This window comes from Actinoplanes sp. NPDC020271, assembly GCF_044388125.1.
In the GTDB taxonomy this organism is placed as follows: domain Bacteria; phylum Actinomycetota; class Actinomycetes; order Mycobacteriales; family Micromonosporaceae; genus Actinoplanes.
The window spans coordinates 324641-348006 of the sequence record NZ_JBIRWQ010000004.1; the positions used below are offsets into that span (position 1 = coordinate 324641).

Sequence of the window (23366 nt, forward strand, 5' to 3'; positions counted from 1 at the left end):
ACCGGCAACCGTCGATACGGCTACCGTGGTGCTATGACGCCCAACAGGGCTTATCGACCGATTCTCCGGCCACGGCGCGGCGAGTTCACGGCACTCGCACACCTCTCCGACGAGGAGGCTGCCCGCGTCACGCCGATCGTCGAACTGGATCCGGCGATCAGCATTGTCCCGCTGGTCCGGGAGCTGCCACCGCGTACGGAGGAGCTGGCCCTCGACTTCGCCCACGTTCCCGAGCCACCCGCGCCACTGTCCCTGGCCGAGCAGCTCACGCGACTGGGCGTGGCGATGGTGCCGGTGCTGCGGCCGTACGAGAGCGGTCGTCGCCTTGTCGCCCACGGCATGGCCGCCCGGATGCACCGCCGTCGCGCGGTTCTCCGGCTCCGGCCGCACGTCGACGCCGGCAATCCGGTGGAGGCCGACATGGTCACCGACCGGGTGCTGGCCGCCACCGCGCTCGACGCCAACGAGGTCGACCTGCTGATCGACCTCGCCGAGACCGCCTGCCTGGCCCACGCCGACCAGGTCGAGGAACGGGCCCGGCGGGTGCTGCGCTGGGCCCGGACGATGCCGTGGCGCTCGGTCAGCATCGCCTCCGGTGCGATGCCGCCGAACCTGGACGACCTGCCCACGGATCGTCCGGTGCCGGTCGGCCGGCTCGACGCCCGGGTGTGGGCGCGGCTCGGCGAGCCCGGGGTGGGCTATGCGGACTATGGCGTCACCTCCCCCGTCCGGCGCCTCGGGGTGCAGCATCATCGCCAGTTGCCCACGTTGCGGTACACGACCGAGCAGAACTGGTGGATCTACCGCTGGGCGCGACGCGGCGGGCGCAGCGACGACCGCTGCCACGACCTGTGCCGCACGCTGGTCACCTCTCCGCAGTGGCCGTCGGCGGGCGCCCGGTTCTCGTGGGGCGACGCCGAGATCGCCCGGCGGGCGCGCACGGCCCGGGGCGCGGGCAGTTCGGCGAGCTGGATCGCCTGGAGCACCTCCCACCACATCTCGTACGTGCTGCGGACCCTGCCGAAACCGTGAGAGCGCACCCACCCCGACGACCACGAAGCCGACCGGAACACTCACGCAGCCGAGCCGCCCAGCACGCTCGCGCAGCCGAACCGACGGGCACACCCACGAAGCCAACCGGCACACTCATGCAGCCGAACCGACGGGCACACCCACGAAGCCAACCGGCACACTCATGCAGCCGAACCGACGGGCACACCCACGAAGCCGAACCGACGGGCACACCCACGAAGCCAACCGGCACACCCACGCAGCCGAGCCACCGGCCCGCTCACGCGGCCGAGCCGAGCCGACCGGCAGGCCCACAAAGCGGAGTCGGCCGGCATTGCCGGAACGAGGAACCGGCTGGCACGGCCACGACGGCAAAACTGTCGTACGGTTGTTCTAATGTCGCTCACGGCTGCCCTCGCGTACGCCCGGCACGGCATCCCCGTCCTGCCGGTGCACACGCCTGACCGGGGTGGTGTCTGTTCCTGCCCTCGACGCGAGCGATGCGACAGTCCCGGCAAGCATCCCCGCCTGCGGCACGGGGTGAACGAGGCGAGCACCGACCCGCGCCAGATCGAGATCTGGTGGTCACACTGGCCGCAGGCGAACGTGGGCCTGCGCACCGGCGTAATCATGGATGTGGCCGACGTCGACTCGGTGGAGGGCTGGCACGGCCTGTGCCACCTGCTCGGCGACGAGATCCCGCCCGGCCCGCAGGTCCACACCGGTGGCGGTGGCCGCCACCTGTGGTTCCGCCCGACCGGCTTCGGCAACCGGGTCCGGCTCCTGCCGGGGCTGGACTGGCGCGGCGCCGGTGGCTACGTGCTGGCCCCGCCGTCCCGGCACGTGACCGGTGGTGGTTACACGTGGATCCGCCGTCCCGGCCCGTCGCTGCCGGCCGGCCCACCGGCGCTGCGCGCGATGATCGCCGGTCCCGCACCGGCGCCGTTGCGGCCGGTCGCGCACCCGGATCGCTATGCCGAGGCGGCGCTGGAGTCCGAGACCGAGCGGGTCGCACGCGCGGTCGTGGGCTGCCGCAACGACACGCTCAACCGGGCGGCGTTCGCGCTGGGCCGGTTCGTCGGGGCGGGGCTGCTCGACGCCGGCACGGTCCGGCGTGAGCTGGAGCAGGCGGCCCGCGCCGCCGGCCTGGGGCAGGCCGAGGTCCGTGGCACGATCCGCTCCGGCCTGCACGCGGGCGTCCGGCAGCCGTTCATCGGCGCCCCGGGCCACGCCGCCTGACCCCACCCGGCGTCGCCTCGCAGCCGCGCATCCGATGATCGGCGCGCACCTCCGGGACGATCAGCATCTCGCCGGCCAGCACGACAGGCCGCAGCCGCCCAGCCGGCGCGGCGGGCACACCGCATGGCCTCCACAGACCGCCCCACCTCCCGCTCACGACCGCAACCGCGCCTCAGTCCATGCCGGACCTCAACCCGCCGCCGGACCAGAGCCACGCCGCCCGGCGCCGCGGTGACCCGTGGCACCACAGCCGCGGTGACCCGTGGCACCACACCACGACCGCGTGATCAGGACGACGTTGGCATGGTTGAGGGGCCGGGCTGACCGATCGGCTGACCGGAAACGGATGATCGGGTCGGGAGCACACGGGTGAACCCGGCCCGGACGCCGGTAGCCTGGCAGGCGACCGGCTGGGGGGCGATGGTGCTTCGGTGGGACGTCATCGGCGACACCGAGCAGAGGGTGCTCGCCGATCCGGTGCGTCTGCGTTCGGTCCGGCGGCTGGTCACGCCGGCGCCGGTTGAGGCGTTCGACCGGGTGGCCATGCTGGTCCGCAAGCTGGTGGACGCCCCGCTCGGCGTCGTCTGCCTGGTCGACGAGGAACGGCAGTTCCTGGCCGGCCAGGTCGGCATGCCCGAGCCGCTCGCCACCGAGCGGAGCATGCCGCTGACCCACTCGTTCAGCCGTCATGTCGTGGTGGCCGGCGAGATGCTGGTCATCCCGGATGTGCGCGCCGATCCCCGGATGCGCGGCAACCCGTCGATCGATCAGTTGAACGTGATCGCGTATGTGGGGGCTCCGATCACCGACCCGGACGGCCTGGTCGTCGGGGCGCTGTGCGCGGTCGACCACGAGCCGCGGCACTGGACCGACAGCGAGATCGCGCTGCTCAGCGAGCTGGCCGCGGTCTGTTCGTCGGAGGTCTGCCTGCGTATCGCGCGGGCCGCCGCGGAGGACGCACGGCGCGCCGCCGAGTCCGCCCAGCACCAGTTGGCGCTGCTCACGGACTTGACCGAGTCGCTGGCCGCGACGATGGACGTGGCCGAGGCGATGCGCCGCCTCGGCCGGATCGTCACCAGCCGGTTGGCCGACTGGTGCGTCGTCACCTACGCCGATGCGCCGGGCGCGAGTCCGCACGTCTCGGCCACTCACCGTGACCCGGCTCGCGCCGCCGACATGGCGCGTCTCGCCGATCTGGCCGCCCGTTCGCGCACCAATCTGCAGGCGATCGTGCTGGCGGCGCGCCGGCACGGGCGTTCGGTGCGCCGCGAGCACGGTTCGGCGAAGTTGCGCGGCCGGGTCAGCGACGTGGAGATCGCGGCGCTCGCCACCTCGGCCGGCCTCGGGTCGACGATGGTCGCACCGATCGTGTCGCCGGTGCGTCGGGTGGTGCTGGGTGCGGTGCTGATGGTCAACGGGCCGGAGCGGCCGCCGTTCACCGAGGCCGAGGAGCGGGTCGCCGCCGAGATCGGCCGCCGGGCGGGCCTCGCCGTGGAGAACAGCCGGTTGTACCGGGAGCAGCGCCATGTCGCCGAGGTCCTGCAGCGCAGCCTGCTCACGGAGCTTCCCGCGCTGCCCGGTGTCGAACTGCACGCCCGTTATCTGCCGGCGCAGGACGGTGCCGCCGTCGGCGGCGACTGGTATGACGCTTTTGCCCAGCCCGACGGCAGTGTGATGGTCGCGGTCGGCGACGTCTCGGGCCACGACATCGAGGCCGCCGCGACGATGGGCCAGCTGCGGAATCTGGTGCGCGGCGACGCGTTCGGCCGCGACGACGAGCCGGGCGCCCTGCTCACCCAGCTCGACGAGGCGTTGCACGGGCTGCGCGTGCCGGCGGCCGCGACCGCGGTGCTGGCCCGGGTCCGGCAGTCCTGGTCGGGCTACGCGATCAGTTTCGCCAACGCCGGCCACCCGCCCCCGCTGCTGCTGATGCCGGACGGCCGGGTCCAGGTCTGGTGGATCCCGCCGGAACCGCTCCTCGGCCTGCCCCCGCACCAGCCCCGCACCACCACCATCCGGTATGTCCCACCCGGCTCCACCCTGGTCCTCTACACCGACGGCCTCGTCGAGGACCGCGAGCAACTCCTCGACGACGGCGTCGCCCGCCTCGCCGAACGCCTCCGCGAGAGCTGCGCCTACCCCGGCGACGAGCTCTGCGGCCGCCTGCTCGAGGTTGCCCCACGCCGCAACGACGACATCGCCCTGCTCCTGGTCCGCCTCACCGGCTGAAGATCAACGTCAAATTCTTGATGTCCCACGTCCGCCGTGGTCCTTCTCCGCCGCTCCCGCGGGGACCCTTCCGGCCTGAGCAGGGCGCAGGGCGCCCAGAACGCTCAGCCCGGAAGGGCGACCTCCGTGGAGGGGCGCGGTCAGAGCAAAACCCCACCCCACACCCTCGAACCGGGCACTGGCTCCGGCCGGCCGGAGCACGCCACCGAAGCCGGGCAGGCAGCGCGGTCAGGTGACCGGGTCGAGGGTCAGGGGTGGCGGTCCGCCGTGGGTCCAGGGGGTTTCGGTGGGGTCGGGGAGAGCACCGCCACGGCGGAACTCCTCCGTCAGCGTGGTGAGTATCAGGCGCTCGCCGACCTCCGGCACGCTTCCGGGCTCGGCGACCAGCTTGCGGCCCATGCCACCGGAGAGCTCCAGCAGGACGTCGGTCTCCCCGGTCGCCGGAACCGGCGCGACCGAGATGACGCGCGCTTTCTGGGACGGGCGGGACGGTGAGGTCAGCGACGTCCCGGGCTCGACCCGGACGGCTTCCGCGGTACGAACCATGATTCGCGGCCGCAGCACCGGCCGTTTACCGCTGTCGTCGACCCGGTCGGGCGCGGCCAGCGTGACCGTCCCGGCGAACGCCGCCCCGGCCAGCCGGTATTCGGCGAGCACCAGCGGGTCGTCGAACGCGCGCTGCACCGCGTAGCGGGAGGCCGCCGATTCGAGCCGTTGCAGCCGGGCCGCGGCCGCGACCGCACCGTCCCGGCGGGGTTGTGGCGCTCCGCCCTCGGCGACGTACTGCGTGAACGCCGTGTACGCGTCCCGGTCGGAGTCCCACCGCGAGCCGACCCGCGAACCGGCCGGCAGCCGGCGCAGCAGGTCCAGGACCCGCCACATCTTCTCCCAGGTCGGCAGCATCACCTCGCGCAGCACGTCGGGCAGTTCCGGAGCGGACCGTTCGATGAGCGGCGCCAGCACCTTGTTGTCGAAGTCCGGATCGGTCGCCGGCCCGGCCACCGGCCCGTTCTCCACCGCCCGGGCGGCCGCGGCCCCGTCCTCGATCCACGCGAGCAGGACTCCGAGCTGGGCGTCCTCGGCACCGCTCTGCCCGGTGGCCCAGTGCAGCCCGAGTGCCTGGACCGCGTTGAGCAGCAGGGCGGAGCCGGGCACTTCGGCGCTGTTGGCGAAGAACGTGAGCCAGCGCCCGAGCAGCGGCACCGACACGGGCACCGGGTGCTCGCCGTCGACGGTGCGGAAGCGGGTGGACCGGCCGAACAGGCGCAGGAAGTCGACGCCGCCCGGGTTCGGCACCCACAGCTGCGGCGCGTCGACGTAACGGGTGCGCACGTCCTTGCCCCGGTCGATCGGGACGTCTTCGGTGGCGTCGGCGAACGTATCGACGTACGCGATAAGAATCTGACCCAGACGATCAGCGAACCGGAAACGTTCGTCGCGGTCCCGCGGCTGGGTGACGACGAGCAGTTCCGGTTTGTCCGGGTCGGTGCCGACCAGCGCGGCCAGCGGCGCGTTCGCCTCGCCGGCCATCGCGAGCGGTACGAGCACCAGCGGGTAGTCGTGGACGTGCAGGTGGCGCACGGTGGCGATCGGCTGTGCCCGGCCGGTGGCGGCGGCCTGCGCCCGCGCGAGCGCGGTGAGCGTGCTCACGAGAGCGCCTCGGTCCGCAGGCGTAGCGCCTGCCGGAGCAGTGCCGCGGCTTCCTCCTGGTCCGGTGTCGGTTCGCGGGTTCCGGCGGCGAGTTGCAGCACTTCGTCGACGCTTTCGATGCCGCCGAGCGCTTCCCGGACGGGCCGGCCGAGCGCACTGGTGGTGCCGCTCGCCTCGTGCCGGCAGTACGTGGAGAGTTCGCAGGCGGACAGGCATTCCGGCGCATAGCGAGGTGCGACGTGCCCGAGTGCCACGGTCAGTTCCTCGGCGGGCCGGTTGAGGTCGAACGTCACGCCCGGCGGCAGCGCGTCGATGATCTCGCCGACCCCGTCCAGCCGGGACAGTTGCCGGCGCAGCGTGGCGAGCTGTTTGCGGACGTCGAGGCGCACGGCGACCGGGCGCATCGCGAAGTTCTCCGGGCAGACCAGCACGACCTCGTGGTCGACGAGCAGCGGGTCCATCCCGAGACGTTCGAGCAGTTGGCGCAGCGCGAGCACGTACGTCGCGGCCTGGATCGCCGCCGCCGAGACCTTCGCGCTCTCCGCCTGGCCGTCCACGATCGCGAACGACTTGATCTCGACGACCTGCAGGCGGCCCTGATGCGCGTACGCCACCAGGTCGGGCTCCAGGTAGACGACCTGCCCGGCCACGTCGAGCGTCAGCAGCGGGTGGTCGATCAGGGCGGCCCGGGCCGAGCCGAGCAGCGACACGGTCCGCGAGTGCCGGTCGCTCAGCGTGTCGTCCGAGTCCGTGCCGAGGTCCTGGTAGCTGAGCAGCGCGTCGGAGGCGCCGAGCACCGATCGCAGCAGTTCGCAGTCGTCCGCTTTGAGCATCGCCTCGAACGCGTTGCCGCGTGACAGCGCGAACCGGGACTGCCCGAAGCTGCCGGGGAAGCCGATCGTCTCGGCGAGCTTCAGCTTGTCGACGCCGGCCGCGTCGAGCACGGCCCGCCGGTTGCAGCCGGGGTTGCCGGTGAGCGCGGCGATCGTGCGCGCGTTGTGCCGTTTCGCCTTACCGCTGCCCCGCAGCTCGTCGAGCCGCGCCATCAGCAGCCACCCGAGCAAAGCGGGCCACCCGAGCAAAGCGGGCCACCCGAGCAAAGCGGGCCACCCGAGCAAAGCGGGCCACCCGAGCAAAGCGGGCCACCCGAGCAAAGCGGGCCACCCGAGCAAAGCGGGCCGCCCGGAGAAAGCCGCGCCATCAAGCCTGTCATCAGCGCCCATTCCGAAACCATCGACGAGTCAAGGGGAAGATCGACAAGTCAGGAGAGGAAGTCTACGGGACCGTGGCGATCTCGCCGGGTTTCACCCGCGAGAGGTGAATAAAACGCACATATCAGTCACAAAACCGACGGCGCGCTAGGTTCGGGGCATGCCGAAGGCCATCTGGAACGACGAAGTGATCGCGGAGAGCGACGACACGGTGGTGCTCGAGGGGAATTACTACTTCCCCCGCGCCTCGGTGCGTGCGGACGTGCTCATCCCCTCCGACACGCACACCGTCTGCCCGTGGAAGGGCAAGGCGTCGTACTACTCGCTGCGCGCCGACGGGCAGACCGCCGCGGACGCCGCGTGGTACTACCCGGATCCGAAACCCGACGCCTCGGCCGTCCGCGACCGGGTGGCCTTCCGCAAAGACGTGAAGGTGGAGATCTAAACCGGCAACCGGGGGCCCGCTCACGCGATGCGCGGGTGGGCCTCCTCGATCGCGGTCACCTCGAGATAGTCCAGCATGTCGCCCTGCTCCTCGGGGTCCAGCGCCTGGAACGCCGCGTAGGCCTCCGCCCGCGCGTTCTCCGTCTCCGCCGCCAGCAGCGCGATGATCGCCGACCAGGCCAGTGACACCCGGTCGAAGAGCCGCGCCCGCCGCAGCGAGGTGAGCCGGGAGAGCATCGCCACCTTGGCCACCGCGTCGTCGTCGGTCACGAGCCGGTCGCAGAGCTCGAAGAGCGCCTTCCCCCGGTACGGATGCTCGGCCTCGACCATCCGCGCCAGCTCGGCGTTGCTCATCTGGTCGACCGGCGGGGCCGGCCCACGACGGGGCAGGCGGGGACTCGGCTCAGCGTGCACGACTGTCCCGCCCGCTCTCGAAGCCGTTGCCGGGCGTCTGGTGCGGCAGCGACGGCACGGTGCTGAACGACGGGAACGGCGCCCGCGCCGGCATGACCGGGGCGACCGCGTCGCCGATTGCGCCCTCGGCGACCGGGAAACGCTGCGTGAAGCTGTCCAGCACCGCCTTGCCGGTCTCGGTCTCCGTCCCGACGGTCGCCTCGACCGCGTCGGCGACCCGGGCCGCCAGTGCCGACTGGGCGCGCCGGATCGTCCGCAGGATCTCGGTCGCCAGCCCGGGCGCGCCCAGGCCCAGGGACCGGTCGTCCAGCTCCAGATCAGTCACGTTCCCCGAACTCGCGACGGTGACCAGCACCGCACCGTCCGCACCGGAGGCCGACGCGCGCAGCGTCGCCACCCGGTCGGCCAGCGCGGCGGCCGCACCCCGCGGGCGGGATGCGCCGTCATCGGCACCGCGTTCTCCACCCAGCACTGTTTCGCCCTCCGTTACCGACTTACGGTGGTGATGTCCCATGAGATCACGACCGGGCCATCCCCGCGAGCACCCACGGTAGCGACTCCCGGCGCTCACCCGACCCGGCGACCGCCGTAACCTTCAAGCAACGCATCGACCGCCACGATCGAGGGGGTGCCGTGGAGACAGTTCAGCCGGACGACGGACACGCGCCGGAGTGGCGGTCCGCGATGATCGACGTCTCCGAATCCACCCTGGCCGATCTGGTCACCCGCGACGATTCCGCGCTGGACCGCTGCCTGCGCCGGCTCGCCGGTGACCTGTCCGGGCCGAGCGAGCAGATCGCCGGCTTCAACTCCGCGCTCTGAGCGGCCCGACGTTGCACCCGTTCCGGCTGGCCGACCCCGATCTTGCCGCGCTCGGCGCCGGGCGACCCTCGCCGGGCACCCTCGCCCTGCTGCGCCGGGCGCAGGTCAGCCGCCATCTGCTCCTCCTGCGGGAGCTGCGGCTCGGTCTCGGAAAAAATCCGATGTGGTACGACCGTCTGCACGCCCTGCCGGTCGCCGAGGCGCGCACCCGGATCGCCGACCCGATGACCGGGCTCTGGGCCGCACAGGCCCTGTCCGCAACCCGTTCCGGCGCACCGCACCCGGCCGGCGACCTCCCCGAACCGTCCGGTCACGTGCTCTCCGTGACGCACGCCGGCCGGACCTTGACCGTGCGCCTGGACGATCACGGCCCCCTGCGCCACCTGCTCGGTCTGGCCCCGGCCGACCCGCTGACGCCCGCCGAGGTGGCCCACTGGCGGAACTCCCTCGCCGGGGCGTGGCGGATTCTGATCGCCCGGCACCCGGCCGCGGCCGACCTCGTCGACGGCGTCCTGCGGGTGATCGTCCCGGCCCGGCCGGATCCGCGGGCCGAGGGGGTGAGTGCCACGTCGGCGGCCGCGTTCGGGGCGGTCGCGATGTCGGCCCCGGCGAACGACACGAGCTTGGCGGTCGCCCTGCTGCACGAGACCCACCACAGCGTGCTGAACGCCGTCCACGGCCTGTTCGAGCTGGTCCAGCCGGAGAGCGCGCTCGGCTATTCGCCGTGGCGCGACGATCCGCGGCCGGCCTTCGGCATCCTGCACGGGGTGTACGCGTTCCTCGCCGTCACCCGCTTCTGGCGCGCCGAGCTGAGCAGCGGCACGGGTGCGGGCGAGGCCGAGTTCGAGTTCGCCCGGTGGCGGGCGGCCGTCCACACCGCGGCCGGTGACCTGCTCTACGGCGGGCAGCTGACCGCGGCCGGGATCCGCCTGACCGGCGCTCTGCGGGACGAGGCCGGGCCGTGGCGCGGCGAGCCGGTCGGCGCCGAGGTCGAGCGGCTCGCCGACCTGGCCCGGGCCGACCATCACGCACGCTGGCGGCTGCGGAACCTGATCGTCGCGCCCGAGGACGTGGACGCGCTGGCCGAGGCGTGGCGGGCCGGGCGGGCCGCGCCGCCGGTCGGGTCCACGGTGACCGGGGCCGAGCGGACGGTCGAGCCCAGCCCACGGCTGCGGATGATCCGGGAGTTGCTGCGCGGTGACCTCGCCGGGCCGCAGGACGGCGACGTCGCGTGTGTGCGCGGCGACGCGGGGGCCGCGCTCACGGCGTACCGAATAAGCCTGGGAATCAACCGCGACCAGGAGCCGGCCTGGAGCGGTCTCGCCCTGGTCTCCCCGCACCCGGCTCTGCGCCGCAGGCCGGAGCTGGTCCGGGCCGCCGCGCTGGCCCTGCCCGAAGCGGACATCGCGGACGTCGCCACCTGGTTGTCCCGCGCCGGCGAAGGTTGACCGGGCAGCTGCACGTGCATCCGGCAGAGCACCGGTTGCGAGATGGTTGACCTGCGGTTTTGAGCTCGGTTGCGAATCGTGGAAGGGAGCCGGATCACTTAACCCGCCCGCCGCCGGACCGATCTGAGCGACCGGAGGTGGATCGTGGCTCGGAAAGCACTGTTGGACCGGATGCGGCGCGCCGTCGATGACGGCGTGGTTCTGGCTTCGCTGGTACTGCTGGTGTGGCCGGCGGCGAACGCGGACGTGACCCTCACGTCCCGGCTCGTGCCGCTCGCCGCGGCGCTGTGTCTCGGCGTGGCAATGCTGCTGGTGGCGCCGGAACGTCCGGTGCTGCGGTTCGCGCCGATCGCGGCCGCACTGGTGGTGAGTGGCATCCGGCAGGCCCAGGGCGAACTCGCCCCGGGGGCGGTCTGGCTGCTGCTCGGCATGGCGGTGGCGGTCCTCGCCCGGCGCTGGTTCGGCGCCGGCACGGACAAGGCGATGTTGCATGAGATGACCACACAGCGGGCGCTGCTGGTCCGGCAGGCGTACCGGGATCCGCTGACCGGCGTCGGCAACCGCAAGATGTTCCTGGAACGGGCCGAGCACGAGCTGGCCGCGGCGAGCCGGACGATGACCGCGGTGATCGTGGTCGACCTGGACGGCTTCCGCGAGCTCAACGAGACGTTCGGCCACGAGGTCGGCGACGAGCTGCTGCGGGCCGCCGCGGACCGGCTGGCCGCGAACGTGCGGGCCAACGACGTGGTCGCCCGGCTCGACGGCGACGAGTTCGTGGTGCTGCTGCCCGGCCTGGAGGACGAGCAGGCCGCGGTCGCGGTCGCCGAGCGCGTCCTCACCGAGCTGCACCGGCCGCTGGAGGTGGCCGGCCTGAAGATGACCGTCCGGGCCAGCGCGGGCGTCGCCATGACCGCCGGTGGTGGCGGCATCGACCACGTGCTGCGCGAGGCCGACCAGGCGCTGCACCGCGCGAAGCTGGACGGCGGCGGTTCGGCCCGCCGGTTCGACCCGGAGCTGTTCGCCCTGGAGGAACAGCGCCGCAAGGCCGAGGGTGACATCATCCGCGCCCTCGACATGGGCGAGTTCGAGGTGCACTACCAGCCGATCGTCGACCTGGACGGCGAGCAGACCGTCGGCGTCGAGGCGCTGATCCGCTGGCAGCACCCGGAGAAGGGCCTGGTCCCGCCCGGCCTGTTCCTGGAACTGGCCGAGCAGCTGGGGCTGCTCCCCCGGCTCGGTGGCTGGGTGCTGGAGGAGGCGTGCCGGCAGGCCGTCAACTGGCAGCGACAGTTCCCCGGCTTCGAGATGAACGTCAACCTTTCCGCCTCGCAGCTCAGCAACCCGAACCTGGTCGCCGAGGTGCGCGGGGTGCTGGAGCGTACCGGCCTAGACCCGGAGCACCTGGTGCTGGAGCTGACCGAGTCGGTCGCGCTGGTCGACCTGGAGGAGTCCGCCCGGATCCTCAGCGAGCTGAAGGACCTCGGCGTGCGGATCGCGCTGGACGACTTCGGCACCGGCTTCTCCTCGCTCAGTCACCTGAGCGCGCTGCCGGTGGACGTGGTCAAGATCGACCGGTCGTTCGTGCAGGCCATGCCGGAGAGCGGCGGGGCGTCGGTGGCCGAGGCGGTGCTGCACATCGCCCGGACGTTCAACCTGGCGCCGGTGGCCGAGGGCGTGGAGGACGCGGCTCAGGCCGAGTGGCTGCGCGACCTGGCCTGCAGCCGGGCGCAGGGGTACCACTTCGCCCGGCCGATGCCGGCGCTCGGGGTGACCGAGCTGCTCGACAAGCAGAACGACGCCGAGAAGGACATCCCGCTCGCCAGCTGATAGTCGCCGCCCAGCCCGCTTCCCTCCAACCCCTGCATTTTGCCGAGCGAAGCGAGGCCATCTAGATGGGCGGTAGATCCACATCCGTCTCCAGACGCTGACCGGCGGCGGTCACCCGGAACACCGGGTGACCGTCGCCGTACGCCTTTCCCAGCGCCTCCACCGCCTGCTGCTGCCCGGCCTCGTCCTGATCCGCCAGCGCCAGGTTCCAGGCACAGGCCACCGTGTCCGGGTGGTCCACCCCGCGCACCACCCGCGACCGCCGCAGCGTGTCCGCCGCGAGTTCCCGCGCCGGCTGCGCCTCCCCGGCCGCGAACAGATCCGCCGCCAGCCCGTTGGCGCAGCTCAGCGTGAACGGATGATCGGCGCCCACGCTGCGCCGCAACCCGCCGAGCACCTCTTCGTCGATGGTCCGCGCCTCGTGGAACCGCCCGGCCGCCCGCACCACCCCGGCCAGCCCGGCCGACGCCGCGAGCGTGAACGGATGCTCGTCCCCGAGCACCGCGTGGAACCGGATGACGGCCCGTTCCAGCAGCTCGTGCGCGGCGGCCAGGTCACCGGCCGCGCGCACGCAGTTGGCCAGCGACAACGCGGTCGCCAGGGTGTCCACGTTCAGGTCGCCGAACCGTTGCCGGCACGCCTCCAGGTTCGCGGTCGCCAGGTCACGGGCCTCGGCCAGGCCCAGCCGGTACGCCGCCATCGCCGTCAGCCGCCCGGCCCAGAGCGCGAACGGATGGTCCTCGGCGACCTGCTCGGCGTGCCCGGCCAGGACGCCGGCGACCCCGGTGTAGTCGCCGAGCCCGTACAGGTCGTAGGCGAGCGCGGCCCGCGACGACAGCGTCTCCGGGTGCCCGTCCACGAAGATCGCCTGCCGGTGCCGCAGGGTCTGCTCGTCCAGCGCCCGGGCGCCCCGGAAGTCACCGAGCAGCCGCAGGTCGATGGCAAGGTTGTTGGCGCAGCGCAGCGCGGTCGGGAAACTCTCGCCGAACAGCCGGCGGTAGCGCACCAGGTTGTCCGCGTCGAGCTGTCGCGCCTGCCCGAAGTGCCCCTGCATGCGCAGGTCCCCGCCGACGCTGTTCGCGGTGGCCAGCGTCGCCTCGTCGTCGGCGCCGAACACCTCCCGCTGGGTGCGCAGGGTCTGCAGGTTCAGGTTCCGCGCGTCGGCCGGGCGCCCCACCGCGCGCAACGCGTTGGCCAGGTGGAACGAGGCCAGCAGGGTCTGCTCGGCCGACTCGCCCAGCCCGTCGCGCCAGCGGGCGACCGCCGAGCCGGCCAGCTCGCGGCTGGAGTCGTAGTCGCCGCGCGCGAAGTGGAACCGGATGCAGTTGATCACCAGCTGGCGGACCTCCTCGGCGTCGCCGCCCAGCAGATCGGAGTGGATCAGGTGCGGGGCCAGCTCGGCGTACCGGTACCACCCGGCCGGGTTGTCCGGGTCGCCCGGGTCGGCCGCCGACAGCATGCCGCGCACGATGCGCAGCAGCTCGGCGTGCCGTTCCGAACTGAGCTCCTGCCCGAACATGCCGCGGATCAGCGGGTGCACGGTCAGCCGCGCACCGGACGGGTCCAGCCCGGCCAGCCCGAACCGGGCGATCCGCCGCATCGCCGCCCGCAGCCGGCGCTCGACCCGGACCGTGCGGGCCACCTCCGGCTCCAGCTGCAGCGTCCGGGCCGCCCAGAGCAGCTGCCAGGAGACCGGGGCGCTGGCCAGGAACGTGCACAGCTCCAGCAGCACCCGATCGGCCGGGGCGGCCTCGCCCAGCGCGTCGGCGGCCAGACCCCACGTGATCCGGACCGGGGTGGGGAAGGCCAGCTCGGCGGCGCGGCGGTCGTACCGCTCCAGGTACTCCCCGACCGGCCAGCCGGTGGCGGTGCGCACGGCGGCGGCCAGATCCAGCGCCATCGGCAGGTCACCGAGCCGGGTCGCGAGCCGGTCGGCATCCTCCGCGGAGAGTTCCGGCGCACGGTCGCGCAGCAGGTCGACCGCGTCGGCCCGGTCGAAGACCGGCACCGGCAGGGCCTGCGCGACCTCGGCCGTCCAGCGCGGGTTCCGGCTGGTCACGAGCACGTGACCGGCGCCCGACGGCAGGTACGGCATGATGTCCTCGGGCCGGTTCGCGTTCTCGAAGACGACCAGCCAGTGCCGGTAGGGCTCGCCGCGGCTCAACGCGTCCCGGACAGCGCCGAGCGTCCGGTTGAGGTCGCGCGCCTCGGGCAGCCCGAGTTTCTGCGCGAGACCGGCGAGCGCGGCGCGCATTCCCGCGTTCTGCTCGGCGGGAATCCACCACACCAATTCGTACGCGTCAGCATGACGGTAGGCATATTCCACCGCCAACTGGGTACGTCCTGTCCCGCCGAGTTGATGGTCCGGGCTCGGCAACAACACCACAGGACCGTTGCCGAGCAGGCCGCGCACGCGGGACAGTAGGTCGTCACGACCCACGAAGCGGGGATTGCGCGGCGGCAGACCGCCACGGATCGGCACACCGTGCTCCTCACGTGTTGGTGATGCCGATTACCGTACGTGGAACCCCCGCCACAGCAAAGCGGGCACGCGCCCGGCGAGACGGAAGGCCCCCCGGTGATCGAAGAAGTGACCAGGCTGGATGCCGACGGCGCCATCACCACCGTGTCGCTGTCGGGCGAGATCGATGTCCTCACCGTCGAACAGGTCCGGGTCGCGCTCGGTGAGGCCGTCGCCGGTCGCCCGCGCCAGATCATCGTCGACATGCACGACGTCGCGTTCATCGACTCGACCGGCCTCGGCGCGCTGATCTCCGGCTTCCAGCGGGCCCGCGACCAGGCGATCGCTTTCCGCCTCGCCCGCCCGAGCAGCAACGTGCGCCAGATCCTCGTCCTCAGCGGCCTGCTCGAGGTCGTCGAGGTAACCCCTTAGATCAACCCCCTTCTCCGGTACGCCCGCGCAACGCCACCGGAACTCGGGGCCCCGCCGAGCAGTCCGCGGCACCGCGCGGTGCCGGGCCGCCCCGGCGCCGCCGCCCTCCCGGTCCCCCACCCCGCCGCACGCACCCCGCCCGCACGAGCAGCGCGCGATGCGGCGCGACGGACGGGCGGCTCACGGGCGTACGCGCAGATGTTCTAAGCCTCTGTCGGGACCGCGAGACCGAGGCCGGGGGCGATGGGCTTGAGGTGTTTGCCGGCGAAGAGCATCAGGCTCAGCAGGGAGGCGAGGACGGCGAGGGCGCCGGCGCCGTACCAGGCCCAGGTGTACGCACCGAGCTGATCACGGACGAGACCGGCGGCGGTGGCGGCGATCGCGGCGCCGAACTGGTGGGAGGCGAAGACCCAGCCGAAGACGACCGGTCCGGCGGCGCCGAAGTACTCGCGGCACAGCGTGACCGTGGGCGGCACGGTGGCGACCCAGTCCAGGCCGTAGAAGAGGATGAACACCAGCATGCTCGGGTGCGCGGTGGCCGCCAGGATCGACGGCAGGACCAGCAGCGAGAGGCCGCGCAGCGCGTAGTACCCGCCGAGCAGGACCCGGCTGTCGACCCGGTCGGTGAGCCAGCCGGAGGCGATCGTGCCGACGATGTCGAAGACGCCGACCAGCGCGAGCAGGCTCGCGGCGGTGGTGTTCGGCATGCCGTGGTCGTGCGCGGCCGGGATGAAGTGCGTGCCGACCAGGCCGTTGGTCGTCGCGCCACAGATCGCGAATCCGCCCGCGAGCAGCCAGAACGCCCGTGTCCTGGCCGCGTCACGCAGGGCGGTGAGAGCGGTCCGCGCGGCGTTCCCGGTCGGTTTCACCGGCGGGTCGGTGATCCCGCCCAGAGCGGTCACGCCGAGGTCCTGCGGGTGATCCCGGAGGCGCCAGAGGATCAGCGGTACGACCAGGAGCGCGACCCCGGTCACGGTCAGCGCCGCCGTGCGCCACCCGTGCGCCTCGGTGATCCGCGACAGCACCGGCAGGAAGATCAGGTTGCCGGTCGCGCCACCGGCCGTGAGCACGCCGGTGACCAGACCGCGGTGCTTGACGAACCAGCGGCCGGTGATCGTGGCGACGAAACCGAGCGCGAGCGAGCCGGTGCCGAGCCCGACGAGCACGCCCCAGCAGAGCATCAGCTGCCAGCTGGAGTTCATCCGGATGGTCAGCCCGGAGCCGAGCGCGACCAGGCCGAGCGCGACGGCCGCGACCCGGCGGATGCCGAACTTGGCCATCAGTGCCGCGGCGAACGGGGCGGTCAGGCCGTAGAGCAGCAGGTTCACCGAGACGGCGGCGGAGATCGTGCCGAGTGACCAGCCGAACTCGGCGTGCAGTGGTTCGAGCATGACGGACGGAGTGGAACGGAAGCCGGCCGCGCCGATCAAGGCGATGAACGCGACGGCGGCGACCGACCATGCGGGGTGGAGGCGTGCTTTCACGACCTGAATTCTCCGGAGGCCGGCCCGGTCGGACGAGTGGCCGGGAGGCCATCATGCGCAAGAATTGGGCCATGCCCCATGTGCTTGCGGTTCTGGTCCTGGACGATGTGGTCGGCTTCGATCTCGGCGTGCCCCCGCAGGTGTTCCGGGCCGCCCGCGTCTGCGACGACGAGCAGCTCTACGACGTGCGGGTCTGCGGCCCCGGCCCGGTGCACAGCGCGGCTGGTTTCACCGTGGTGCCCGACCACGACCTCAGCGCCCTGCAGGTGGCCGACACGATCGTGATCCCCGGCATTCACGGCACCGGCCCGATGACCGACGGCACCCTCGACCCGGTCATCCGGGACGCGCTGCGGGCCGCCGCGGCCCGCGGCACCCGGATGGTGTCGATCTGCACCGGCGCCTCGGTGCTCGCCGCGGCCGGGCTGCTCGACGGCCGGCCGGCGGCCAGTCACTGGGGGTGGGAGTCGCGGCTGCGCCGGCTCTACCCGGCAGTCCGGTGGGACTTCGACGTGCTCTTCGTCGACGACGGCACCGTGCTGACCTCGGCCGGGGTCGGCGCCGGGGTGGACCTCTGCCTGCACATCATCCGCTCCGACCACGGCGCCGAGGCGGCGAACCGGGCGGCCCGGCGCTGCGTGGTGCCGCCGTGGCGGGACGGTGGCCAGGCGCAGTACATCGAGCGTCCGGTCCCCGCCGCCGCCGGCAGCGGCACCGAACCGACCCGCGCCTGGGTGCTCGATCGGCTGGCCGAGCCGGTCACGCTGGAGGAGATGGCCGCACACGCCCGGATGAGCGTGCGCACGTTCACCCGCCACTTCCGGGACGAGACCGGCTCCAGTCCGCGGCAGTGGCTGCTGCGCCAGCGGGTCGAGCACGCCCGCCTGCTGCTGGAGTCGACCGACCTGGGGGTGGACGTGGTGGCCCGCCGCGCCGGGCTGGGCAGCGCCACCGCGCTGCGGCAGCATTTGCACGCCACGATCGGGGTCGCCCCGTCCACCTATCGACGGACATTCCGGCACGCTTCCTAGCGCCTAAGTTTTGCGGCGAAGTGTCCGATGGAGGGGTGTATAGCCTGTGCCGCCGCGGTTGAGGATTCCATGGACCAAACCTTCCGTCCGCTGCTCGATGCCCTGAAGCAGATCGGCGTTGACCCGCATGCGGTCGACGCGGCTGCCGAGGAGGCGTTGCGCAGCGGCCGTCCGGTGCGGGCCGTCCTCATCAACGACCAGGTCGTCACCGAGGAGCAGCTGACCCAGGCCGCGGCCACCGCGTTCGGCATCAACACGCTGGACCTGGTCGGTTTCACACCCGACCCGACCGCGCTCAAGCGCATCCCGCTGCCGGTGGTGCTGCGGCACCGCGTGCTCGGCCTGGCGATCAACGACGGCGAGCTGGTCGTCGGCGTGACCGACCCGGCCGACGTGGTGGCGCTCGACGACGTGCGGGCCGCGACCGGCATGACGGTCCGCCCGGTGGTGGTGGCCCGCAGCGAGGTCCGGCGGATCATCGAGAAGCTGCAGCGGGAGGACAGCGACCTCGGTGACCTGGCCGACGCGGGGGCCGACGACGCGGCCGGGATGTCGGCGCAGCAGACCAGTACCGAGGACGCCCCGATCGTCCGCTACGTGAACAGCCTGATCGAGCAGGCCGTCATGAACCGCGCCTCGGACCTGCACCTGGAGCCGACCGAGGACGAGATGCGGGTGCGTTACCGGATCGACGGCGTACTGCACGAGGTCGACATCGTGCCGAAGGGCGTGATGGCCGCGCTCACGTCCCGCATCAAGATCATGTCCGGGGTCGACATCACCGAGAAGCGCGTCCCGCAGAACGGCCGGATCACCGCGCTGATCCGGGACCGCACGGTCGACCTGCGGACCGCGACGCTGCCGACCGTGTGGGGCGAGAAGATCGTGCTCCGGGTCCTCGACACCGGCGGCATCGACCTGGACATCCGCAAGCTGGGCTTCACCGAGCACAACCTGGCCCGGTTCGAGGCGTCGTTCACCAAGCCGCACGGGATGGTGCTGGTCACCGGTCCGACCGGTTCGGGCAAGTCGACCACGCTCTACGCCACGCTGGGCCGGATCAGCAAGCCCGAGGTCAACGTGATCACCATCGAGGACCCGGTCGAGTACCGCCTGCGCGGCATCAACCAGGTGCAGGTGAACGTGAAGGCCGGGCTGACGTTCGCCGCGGTGCTGCCGGCCATCCTGCGCTCCGACCCGGACGTGGTGCTGATCGGTGAGATCCGGGACGGCACCACCGCGCAGATCGCCGTCGAGGCGGCGCTCACCGGTCACCTGCTGCTCTCCACGCTGCACACCAACGACGCGCCCGGCGCGATCACCCGGCTCACCGAGATGGGGATCGAGCCGTTCCTGGTCGGCTCGTCGCTGGACTGCGTGCTCGCCCAGCGGCTGGCACGGCGGCTCTGCGACTGGTGCAAGGAGGCGTACGCGCCGACCGAGGAGGAGATCTACGCCGCCCGGTGGCCGCTGGAGGACCTGCCGTTCCCGAACGTGCTCTACCGCCCGGTCGGCTGCCGGAACTGCGCGAACACCGGGTACAAGGGCCGGATCGCGCTGCACGAGGTGATGCCGGTCAGCGCGGAGGTCGAGTCACTGACCATCCGGCGCGCACCGGCCGGTGAGATCCGGGAGGTCGCGGTCGCGCAGGGCATGTACGACCTGCGGGCGGACGGTCTGGCCAAGGCGTCCGGCGGATTGACCTCCGTACGCGAGGTGTCCCGCGTGGCGGTGTGACAGCTCCCTTGTCGCAACTAAACCGGATTCTCGTCGTGCCGATTGAACAAATGTCGGGACACGCACGGGAGAGGGCCGGAACAGCAGATGGACACGATCGAGCGCGAGGCGCCAGTCGCGGAGTCCGCCGGTAGCGCGGACGACCTCGCCGTGCTCGACCAGTTGCTGGTCACGCTGGTCGAGTCGCGCGGGTCGGACCTGCATCTCACGGTCGGCTCGCCGCCGATGATGCGGGTGGACGGCTCGCTGCGCCCGGTCCCCGGGTACGGCAAGCTCAACGCCGCCGACACCGAGCTGCTCGCCCGCGCGGCGGTCACCCCGGCTCAGTGGGAGACGTTCCAGACCGAGCAGGAGATGGACTTCGCGCACAGCATCATCGGGGTGTCGCGTTTCCGCGGCAACCTCTACCGGCAGCGCACCTCGTGCGGCGCGGTCTTCCGGGCCATCCCGCACAAGATCAAGCCGCTGGACGAGCTGGGCATGCCGGAGTCGGTCGGCCGTTTCGCGCACCTGCCCCGCGGCCTGGTGCTGGTGACCGGCCCGACCGGTTCGGGCAAGACCACCACGCTGGCCTCGATCCTGGATCTGGCCAACCGCAGCCGGGCCGATCACATCATCACCATCGAGGACCCGATCGAGTTCCTCCACCCGCACAAGCGCAGCATCGTCAACCAGCGCGAGGTCGGCTCGGACACCGAGACGTTCGCCAGCGCGCTCAAGCACGCGCTGCGGCAGGACCCGGACATCATCCTGGTCGGCGAGCTGCGGGACCTGACCACCACGTCGACCGCGCTGACCGCGGCCGAGACCGGTCACCTGGTGCTGGCGACGCTGCACACGCAGAGCGCCACCCAGACCATCGACCGGGTCATCGACATCTTCCCGCCGCACCAGCAGCTGCAGATCCGCGCGCAGCTGGCGGCCAGTCTCCAGGGGGTGGTCACCCAGGCGCTGGCGCCGCGTGCGGACGGCAAGGGCCGCGCGGTGATCTGCGAGATCCTGACCGCGACGCCGGCCATCCGGAGCCTGATCCGCGAGGGCAAGTCGCACCAGATCCCGTCGTTCATGCAGGCCGGCAGCAACGAGGGCATGCTCGCCTTCGACCAGCACCTGGCCGAGAAGGTGCGGGAGGGCGTCATCACGATGGCGACCGCCCTGGAGATCAGTCACTCGGCGGAAGAACTCAAGCGGCTCGTCGGGCGGAACTGACATGAGCACCAACAAGACTTTCGCGTACAACACGATCGACGCCTCGGGCAAGAAGTCGAAGGGGACCATCGAGGCCCCCAACGAGGCGGCGGCCACCCACATGCTCCGGCAGCGCGGCGAGGTGCCGCTCGGCCTGACCGAGGCCGGCCAGGGTCTTCAGCGCGACTTGAAGATCCCCGGGCTGGGCAACCGGGTCAAGCTCAAGGACCTGGCGGTCTTCGCCCGGCAGTTCGCCACGATGACCGCCTCCGGCATGTCGCTGCTGCGCTCTTTGTCGATCATGGAGGAGCAGACCTCGGCGCCGCCGCTGAAGAAGGCGATCGGCGAGGTGCGCTCGGACGTGGCCACCGGTGGTGGGCTCTCGGCGTCGATGGCCAAGCACGACCGGGTCTTCCCGCGGCTGATGGTCGCGATGATCCGGGCCGGCGAGACCGGCGGCATGATCGACCGGGCGCTGGAGCAGATCGCTGACAGCCTGGAGAAGGACACCGCCCTCCGCGGCAAGATCAAGAGCGCGCTGACCTACCCGGCGATCGTCCTGGGGTTCACGTTCCTGCTGATCGCGGCAATGTTGATCTTCATCGTCCCGATCTTCGAGCAGATGTTCAAGAACCTCGGCGGCGAACTCCCGGCGATCACCCAGTTCCTGGTCACGACCAGCCACAACATGTGGTGGATCGGGCCGCTGGTGCTGGGGCTCGGGATCGGTGCCACGGTGGCGTACAAGCGGCAGCACCGCAGCAGCGCGGACTTCCGCCTCAAGGTGGACAAGTTCAAGCTGCGCCTGCCGGTCTTCGGCCCGCTGTTCCAGAAACTGGCGATGAGCCGGTTCTCCCGGAACCTCGGCCTGCTGCTCAACGTCGGTGTGCCGGTCATGCAGGCCCTCGCCGTGGTCGGTGAGACCACCGGCAACGAGGTGATCAACATCGCTATGAAGGACATCCAGGCGACCGTCCGTGACGGTCAGCCGATGTCCTCGTCGATGCGGCACCACAAGGTTTTCCCCGAGATGGTCAACCAGATGATCGAGGTCGGGGAAGAAAGCGGTCAGATCAGTCAGATGCTCGACAAGGTTGCCGACTTCTACGACAGAGAAGTCGACGCCGCCGCCGAGTCCCTGGCCGCCTCGATCGAACCGATCATGGTGCTCGTCATGGGCGCCGTGGTCGGCGGCATGGTCGTCTGCCTCTACCTACCGATGTTCACGATCTACCAGAACATCCAGTCGAGCTGACTTTCCCGCGTGCAAGGTCGCATGCCGCAGTGCCCGGCCGAGTCCCGACGGCCGGTTCTCCCACCCCACACCTGCCCTGAAAGGCACCCCACATGCAGAACGTCATCGACCGGCTGGCCGTCAAGCGTGACGACATCCTCGCCAAGAAGGACGACGAAGGCTTCACCCTGATCGAACTCCTGGTCGTGGTCGTCATCATCGGCGTCCTCGTCGCGATCGCCGTGCCGGTGTACCTGAACTACCGGCAGGGTGCGGCCGACAAGTCGGCCCAGTCCGACGTCCGCGGCGCGATCAGCGCGGTGGAGCAGTACTACACCAGCAACGGCAACACCTACCCGGCCAGCGCGGCCACCAGCATCATCACCGGCGGGACCTCGCCCACGATCACGCTCACGGCGACCACCGGCGGCTCGGCCGGCACGATCACCGTCTCCGACAAGACCGAGCTGACCTACGTGCCGCCGTCCGGCACCAACAGCTACAAGATCTGTGCCCGTAACACCGGCGGCAGCGGCAAGACCTACCTGTACGACGCCACCGTCGGTGGCTCGGTCAAGACCGCCACCACCGGCGCCACGCCCGGCTCGTCCACCTGCAGCTGATCCGGCACCGCCGCCGAGCGGTACGCAGTAACGGGTGGCGTCACCACTGGTGGCGCCACCCGCCCGCCCGAGAGGACCCCGCATGCCACTGCTTCCCCTGCTGGTCGTCGTCGGCGTGCTCGGCCTCGCGGTCGGCTCCTTCCTGAACGTCGTGATCCACCGGGTGCCGCGCGACGAGTCGCTGGTCCACCCCGGCTCGCACTGCCCGAACTGCGGTCACGCCGTCCGCAACCGGCACAACGTCCCGGTGCTCGGCTGGCTGATGCTGCGCGGCCGGTGCGCCGACTGCGCCACCCCGATCAGCGCCCGCTATCCGCTCGTCGAGGCCGGCACCGCCGCGCTGTTCGTGGCGGTGGCCGCGCGGTTCGGCTGGTCCTGGGCCCTGCCCGGGTACCTCTACCTGGCGGCCGTCGCCGTCGCCCTGGCCCTGATCGACCTGGACGTCATGCGGCTGCCCGACAAGATCGTCCTTCCCTCGTACGCCGTGGCCACCGCCCTGCTCGCCCCGGCCGCCCTGCTCGCCGGCGACCCGTCCGCCCTGCTCCGGGGCGCGGTCGCGGCGCTGATGCTCTATCTGCTCTACCGCGTGCTCGGCGCGTTCGGCATGGGCGGCGGCGACGTCAAGCTCGCCCCGCTGCTCGGCTTCTACCTCGGCTGGCTGGGGTGGGGTGCGGTCGCGATCGGCGCGTTCGCCGGGTTCCTGCTCGGCGGCGTGGCCGGTGCGGTTCTGCTGCTCGCCGGTGCGGCCGGCCGCAAGAGCCGGATCCCGTTCGGGCCGTACATGCTGGCCGGCGCGTTCCTGGCGGTCTTCGCCGCGGCACCGATCGCGGATTGGTACGCCAACCTGCTCACCCCGCTCGCGTAACGACCGATAGCCCGTA

The 23366-nt window shown here is 71.8% G+C and carries 20 protein-coding genes; 14 read left to right on the forward strand and 6 right to left on the reverse strand.

Going from position 1 to position 23366, the window contains the following annotated elements:
• Positions 1–33 precede the first annotated feature (33 nt).
• The 3 genes from ACH442_RS11680 to ACH442_RS11690 all read left to right on the forward strand — a co-directional run bounded on the left by ACH442_RS11680 (position 34) and on the right by ACH442_RS11690 (position 4479).
• Positions 34–1032 (forward strand): beta family protein, encoded by a 999-nt coding sequence (locus ACH442_RS11680; protein ID WP_396337899.1) that lies wholly within the window; start codon positions 34–36, stop codon positions 1030–1032.
• Between the two features lie 375 nt (positions 1033–1407).
• Positions 1408–2250, forward strand: a complete 843-nt coding sequence (locus ACH442_RS11685; protein ID WP_396337900.1) for a bifunctional DNA primase/polymerase — start codon at positions 1408–1410, stop codon at positions 2248–2250.
• 369 nt (positions 2251–2619) lie between these two features.
• A complete protein-coding gene (locus ACH442_RS11690; protein WP_396337901.1) occupies positions 2620–4479 on the forward strand; it encodes a GAF domain-containing SpoIIE family protein phosphatase in 1860 nt (619 codons plus the stop codon).
• A 228-nt stretch (positions 4480–4707) separates the two neighbouring features.
• On the opposite strand, the gene ACH442_RS11695 is transcribed toward ACH442_RS11690, so the two are convergent.
• Positions 4708–6129 (reverse strand): hypothetical protein, encoded by a 1422-nt coding sequence (locus tag ACH442_RS11695; protein WP_396337902.1) that lies wholly within the window; start codon positions 6127–6129, stop codon positions 4708–4710.
• On the reverse strand, positions 6126–7175 hold the full coding sequence (locus ACH442_RS11700; RefSeq protein ID WP_396338132.1) for a hypothetical protein: 1050 nt from the start codon (positions 7173–7175) through the stop codon (positions 6126–6128). Before ACH442_RS11700 ends, ACH442_RS11695 begins: the two co-directional genes overlap by 4 nt.
• Positions 7176–7500: 325 nt before the next feature.
• Between ACH442_RS11700 and ACH442_RS11705 the strand changes: the two genes are divergently transcribed.
• Positions 7501–7785, forward strand: a complete 285-nt coding sequence (locus ACH442_RS11705) for a DUF427 domain-containing protein (protein WP_396337903.1) — start codon at positions 7501–7503, stop codon at positions 7783–7785.
• Between the two features lie 20 nt (positions 7786–7805).
• Here the strand turns inward: ACH442_RS11705 and ACH442_RS11710 are convergent, their stop codons facing one another.
• Both ACH442_RS11710 and ACH442_RS11715 read right to left on the reverse strand, forming a co-directional pair.
• Positions 7806–8138, reverse strand: a complete 333-nt coding sequence (locus tag ACH442_RS11710; protein ID WP_396337904.1) for a hypothetical protein — start codon at positions 8136–8138, stop codon at positions 7806–7808.
• Positions 8139–8187: 49 nt separating this feature from the next.
• Entirely contained in the window at positions 8188–8670 is a 483-nt protein-coding gene (locus ACH442_RS11715) for a YbaB/EbfC family nucleoid-associated protein (RefSeq protein WP_396337905.1), read from the reverse strand.
• 161 nt (positions 8671–8831) lie between these two features.
• Between ACH442_RS11715 and fxsA the strand changes: the two genes are divergently transcribed.
• From fxsA to ACH442_RS11730, 3 genes are all read left to right on the forward strand, one after another.
• Positions 8832–9020: an FxSxx-COOH cyclophane-containing RiPP peptide gene (gene fxsA / locus ACH442_RS11720; protein WP_396337906.1), complete on the forward strand. Its 189-nt coding sequence runs from the start codon at positions 8832–8834 to the stop codon at positions 9018–9020.
• 11 nt (positions 9021–9031) lie between these two features.
• Entirely contained in the window at positions 9032–10468 is a 1437-nt protein-coding gene (locus ACH442_RS11725) for an aKG-HExxH-type peptide beta-hydroxylase (RefSeq protein ID WP_396337907.1), read from the forward strand.
• A 144-nt stretch (positions 10469–10612) separates the two neighbouring features.
• Entirely contained in the window at positions 10613–12295 is a 1683-nt protein-coding gene (locus ACH442_RS11730) for a putative bifunctional diguanylate cyclase/phosphodiesterase (protein ID WP_396337908.1), read from the forward strand.
• Between the two features lie 61 nt (positions 12296–12356).
• Here ACH442_RS11730 and fxsT read toward each other — a convergent pair whose 3' ends face one another.
• A complete protein-coding gene (gene fxsT, locus ACH442_RS11735) occupies positions 12357–14777 on the reverse strand; it encodes an FxSxx-COOH system tetratricopeptide repeat protein (RefSeq protein WP_396337909.1) in 2421 nt (806 codons plus the stop codon).
• Positions 14778–14885: 108 nt separating this feature from the next.
• Between fxsT and ACH442_RS11740 the strand changes: the two genes are divergently transcribed.
• On the forward strand, positions 14886–15188 hold the full coding sequence (locus tag ACH442_RS11740) for an STAS domain-containing protein (RefSeq protein ID WP_396337910.1): 303 nt from the start codon (positions 14886–14888) through the stop codon (positions 15186–15188).
• Between the two features lie 203 nt (positions 15189–15391).
• Here ACH442_RS11740 and ACH442_RS11745 read toward each other — a convergent pair whose 3' ends face one another.
• The gene (locus tag ACH442_RS11745; RefSeq protein WP_396337911.1) at positions 15392–16672 is read right to left on the reverse strand and encodes an MFS transporter; all 1281 of its coding nucleotides are present in this window, start codon (positions 16670–16672) and stop codon (positions 15392–15394) included.
• Between the two features lie 53 nt (positions 16673–16725).
• Between ACH442_RS11745 and ACH442_RS11750 the strand changes: the two genes are divergently transcribed.
• The 6 genes from ACH442_RS11750 to ACH442_RS11775 all read left to right on the forward strand — a co-directional run bounded on the left by ACH442_RS11750 (position 16726) and on the right by ACH442_RS11775 (position 23350).
• Positions 16726–17703: a GlxA family transcriptional regulator gene (locus ACH442_RS11750; RefSeq protein ID WP_396337912.1), complete on the forward strand. Its 978-nt coding sequence runs from the start codon at positions 16726–16728 to the stop codon at positions 17701–17703.
• Between the two features lie 69 nt (positions 17704–17772).
• Positions 17773–19440 (forward strand): GspE/PulE family protein, encoded by a 1668-nt coding sequence (locus ACH442_RS11755; RefSeq protein WP_396337913.1) that lies wholly within the window; start codon positions 17773–17775, stop codon positions 19438–19440.
• 87 nt (positions 19441–19527) lie between these two features.
• Positions 19528–20649, forward strand: a complete 1122-nt coding sequence (locus ACH442_RS11760) for a type IV pilus twitching motility protein PilT (protein WP_396337914.1) — start codon at positions 19528–19530, stop codon at positions 20647–20649.
• A gap of 1 nt (position 20650) precedes the next feature.
• Entirely contained in the window at positions 20651–21883 is a 1233-nt protein-coding gene (locus ACH442_RS11765; protein WP_396337915.1) for a type II secretion system F family protein, read from the forward strand.
• Between the two features lie 92 nt (positions 21884–21975).
• A complete protein-coding gene (locus tag ACH442_RS11770; RefSeq protein WP_396337916.1) occupies positions 21976–22485 on the forward strand; it encodes a type IV pilin protein in 510 nt (169 codons plus the stop codon).
• Between the two features lie 82 nt (positions 22486–22567).
• On the forward strand, positions 22568–23350 hold the full coding sequence (locus ACH442_RS11775; RefSeq protein ID WP_396337917.1) for a prepilin peptidase: 783 nt from the start codon (positions 22568–22570) through the stop codon (positions 23348–23350).
• Positions 23351–23366: the final 16 nt, after the last annotated feature.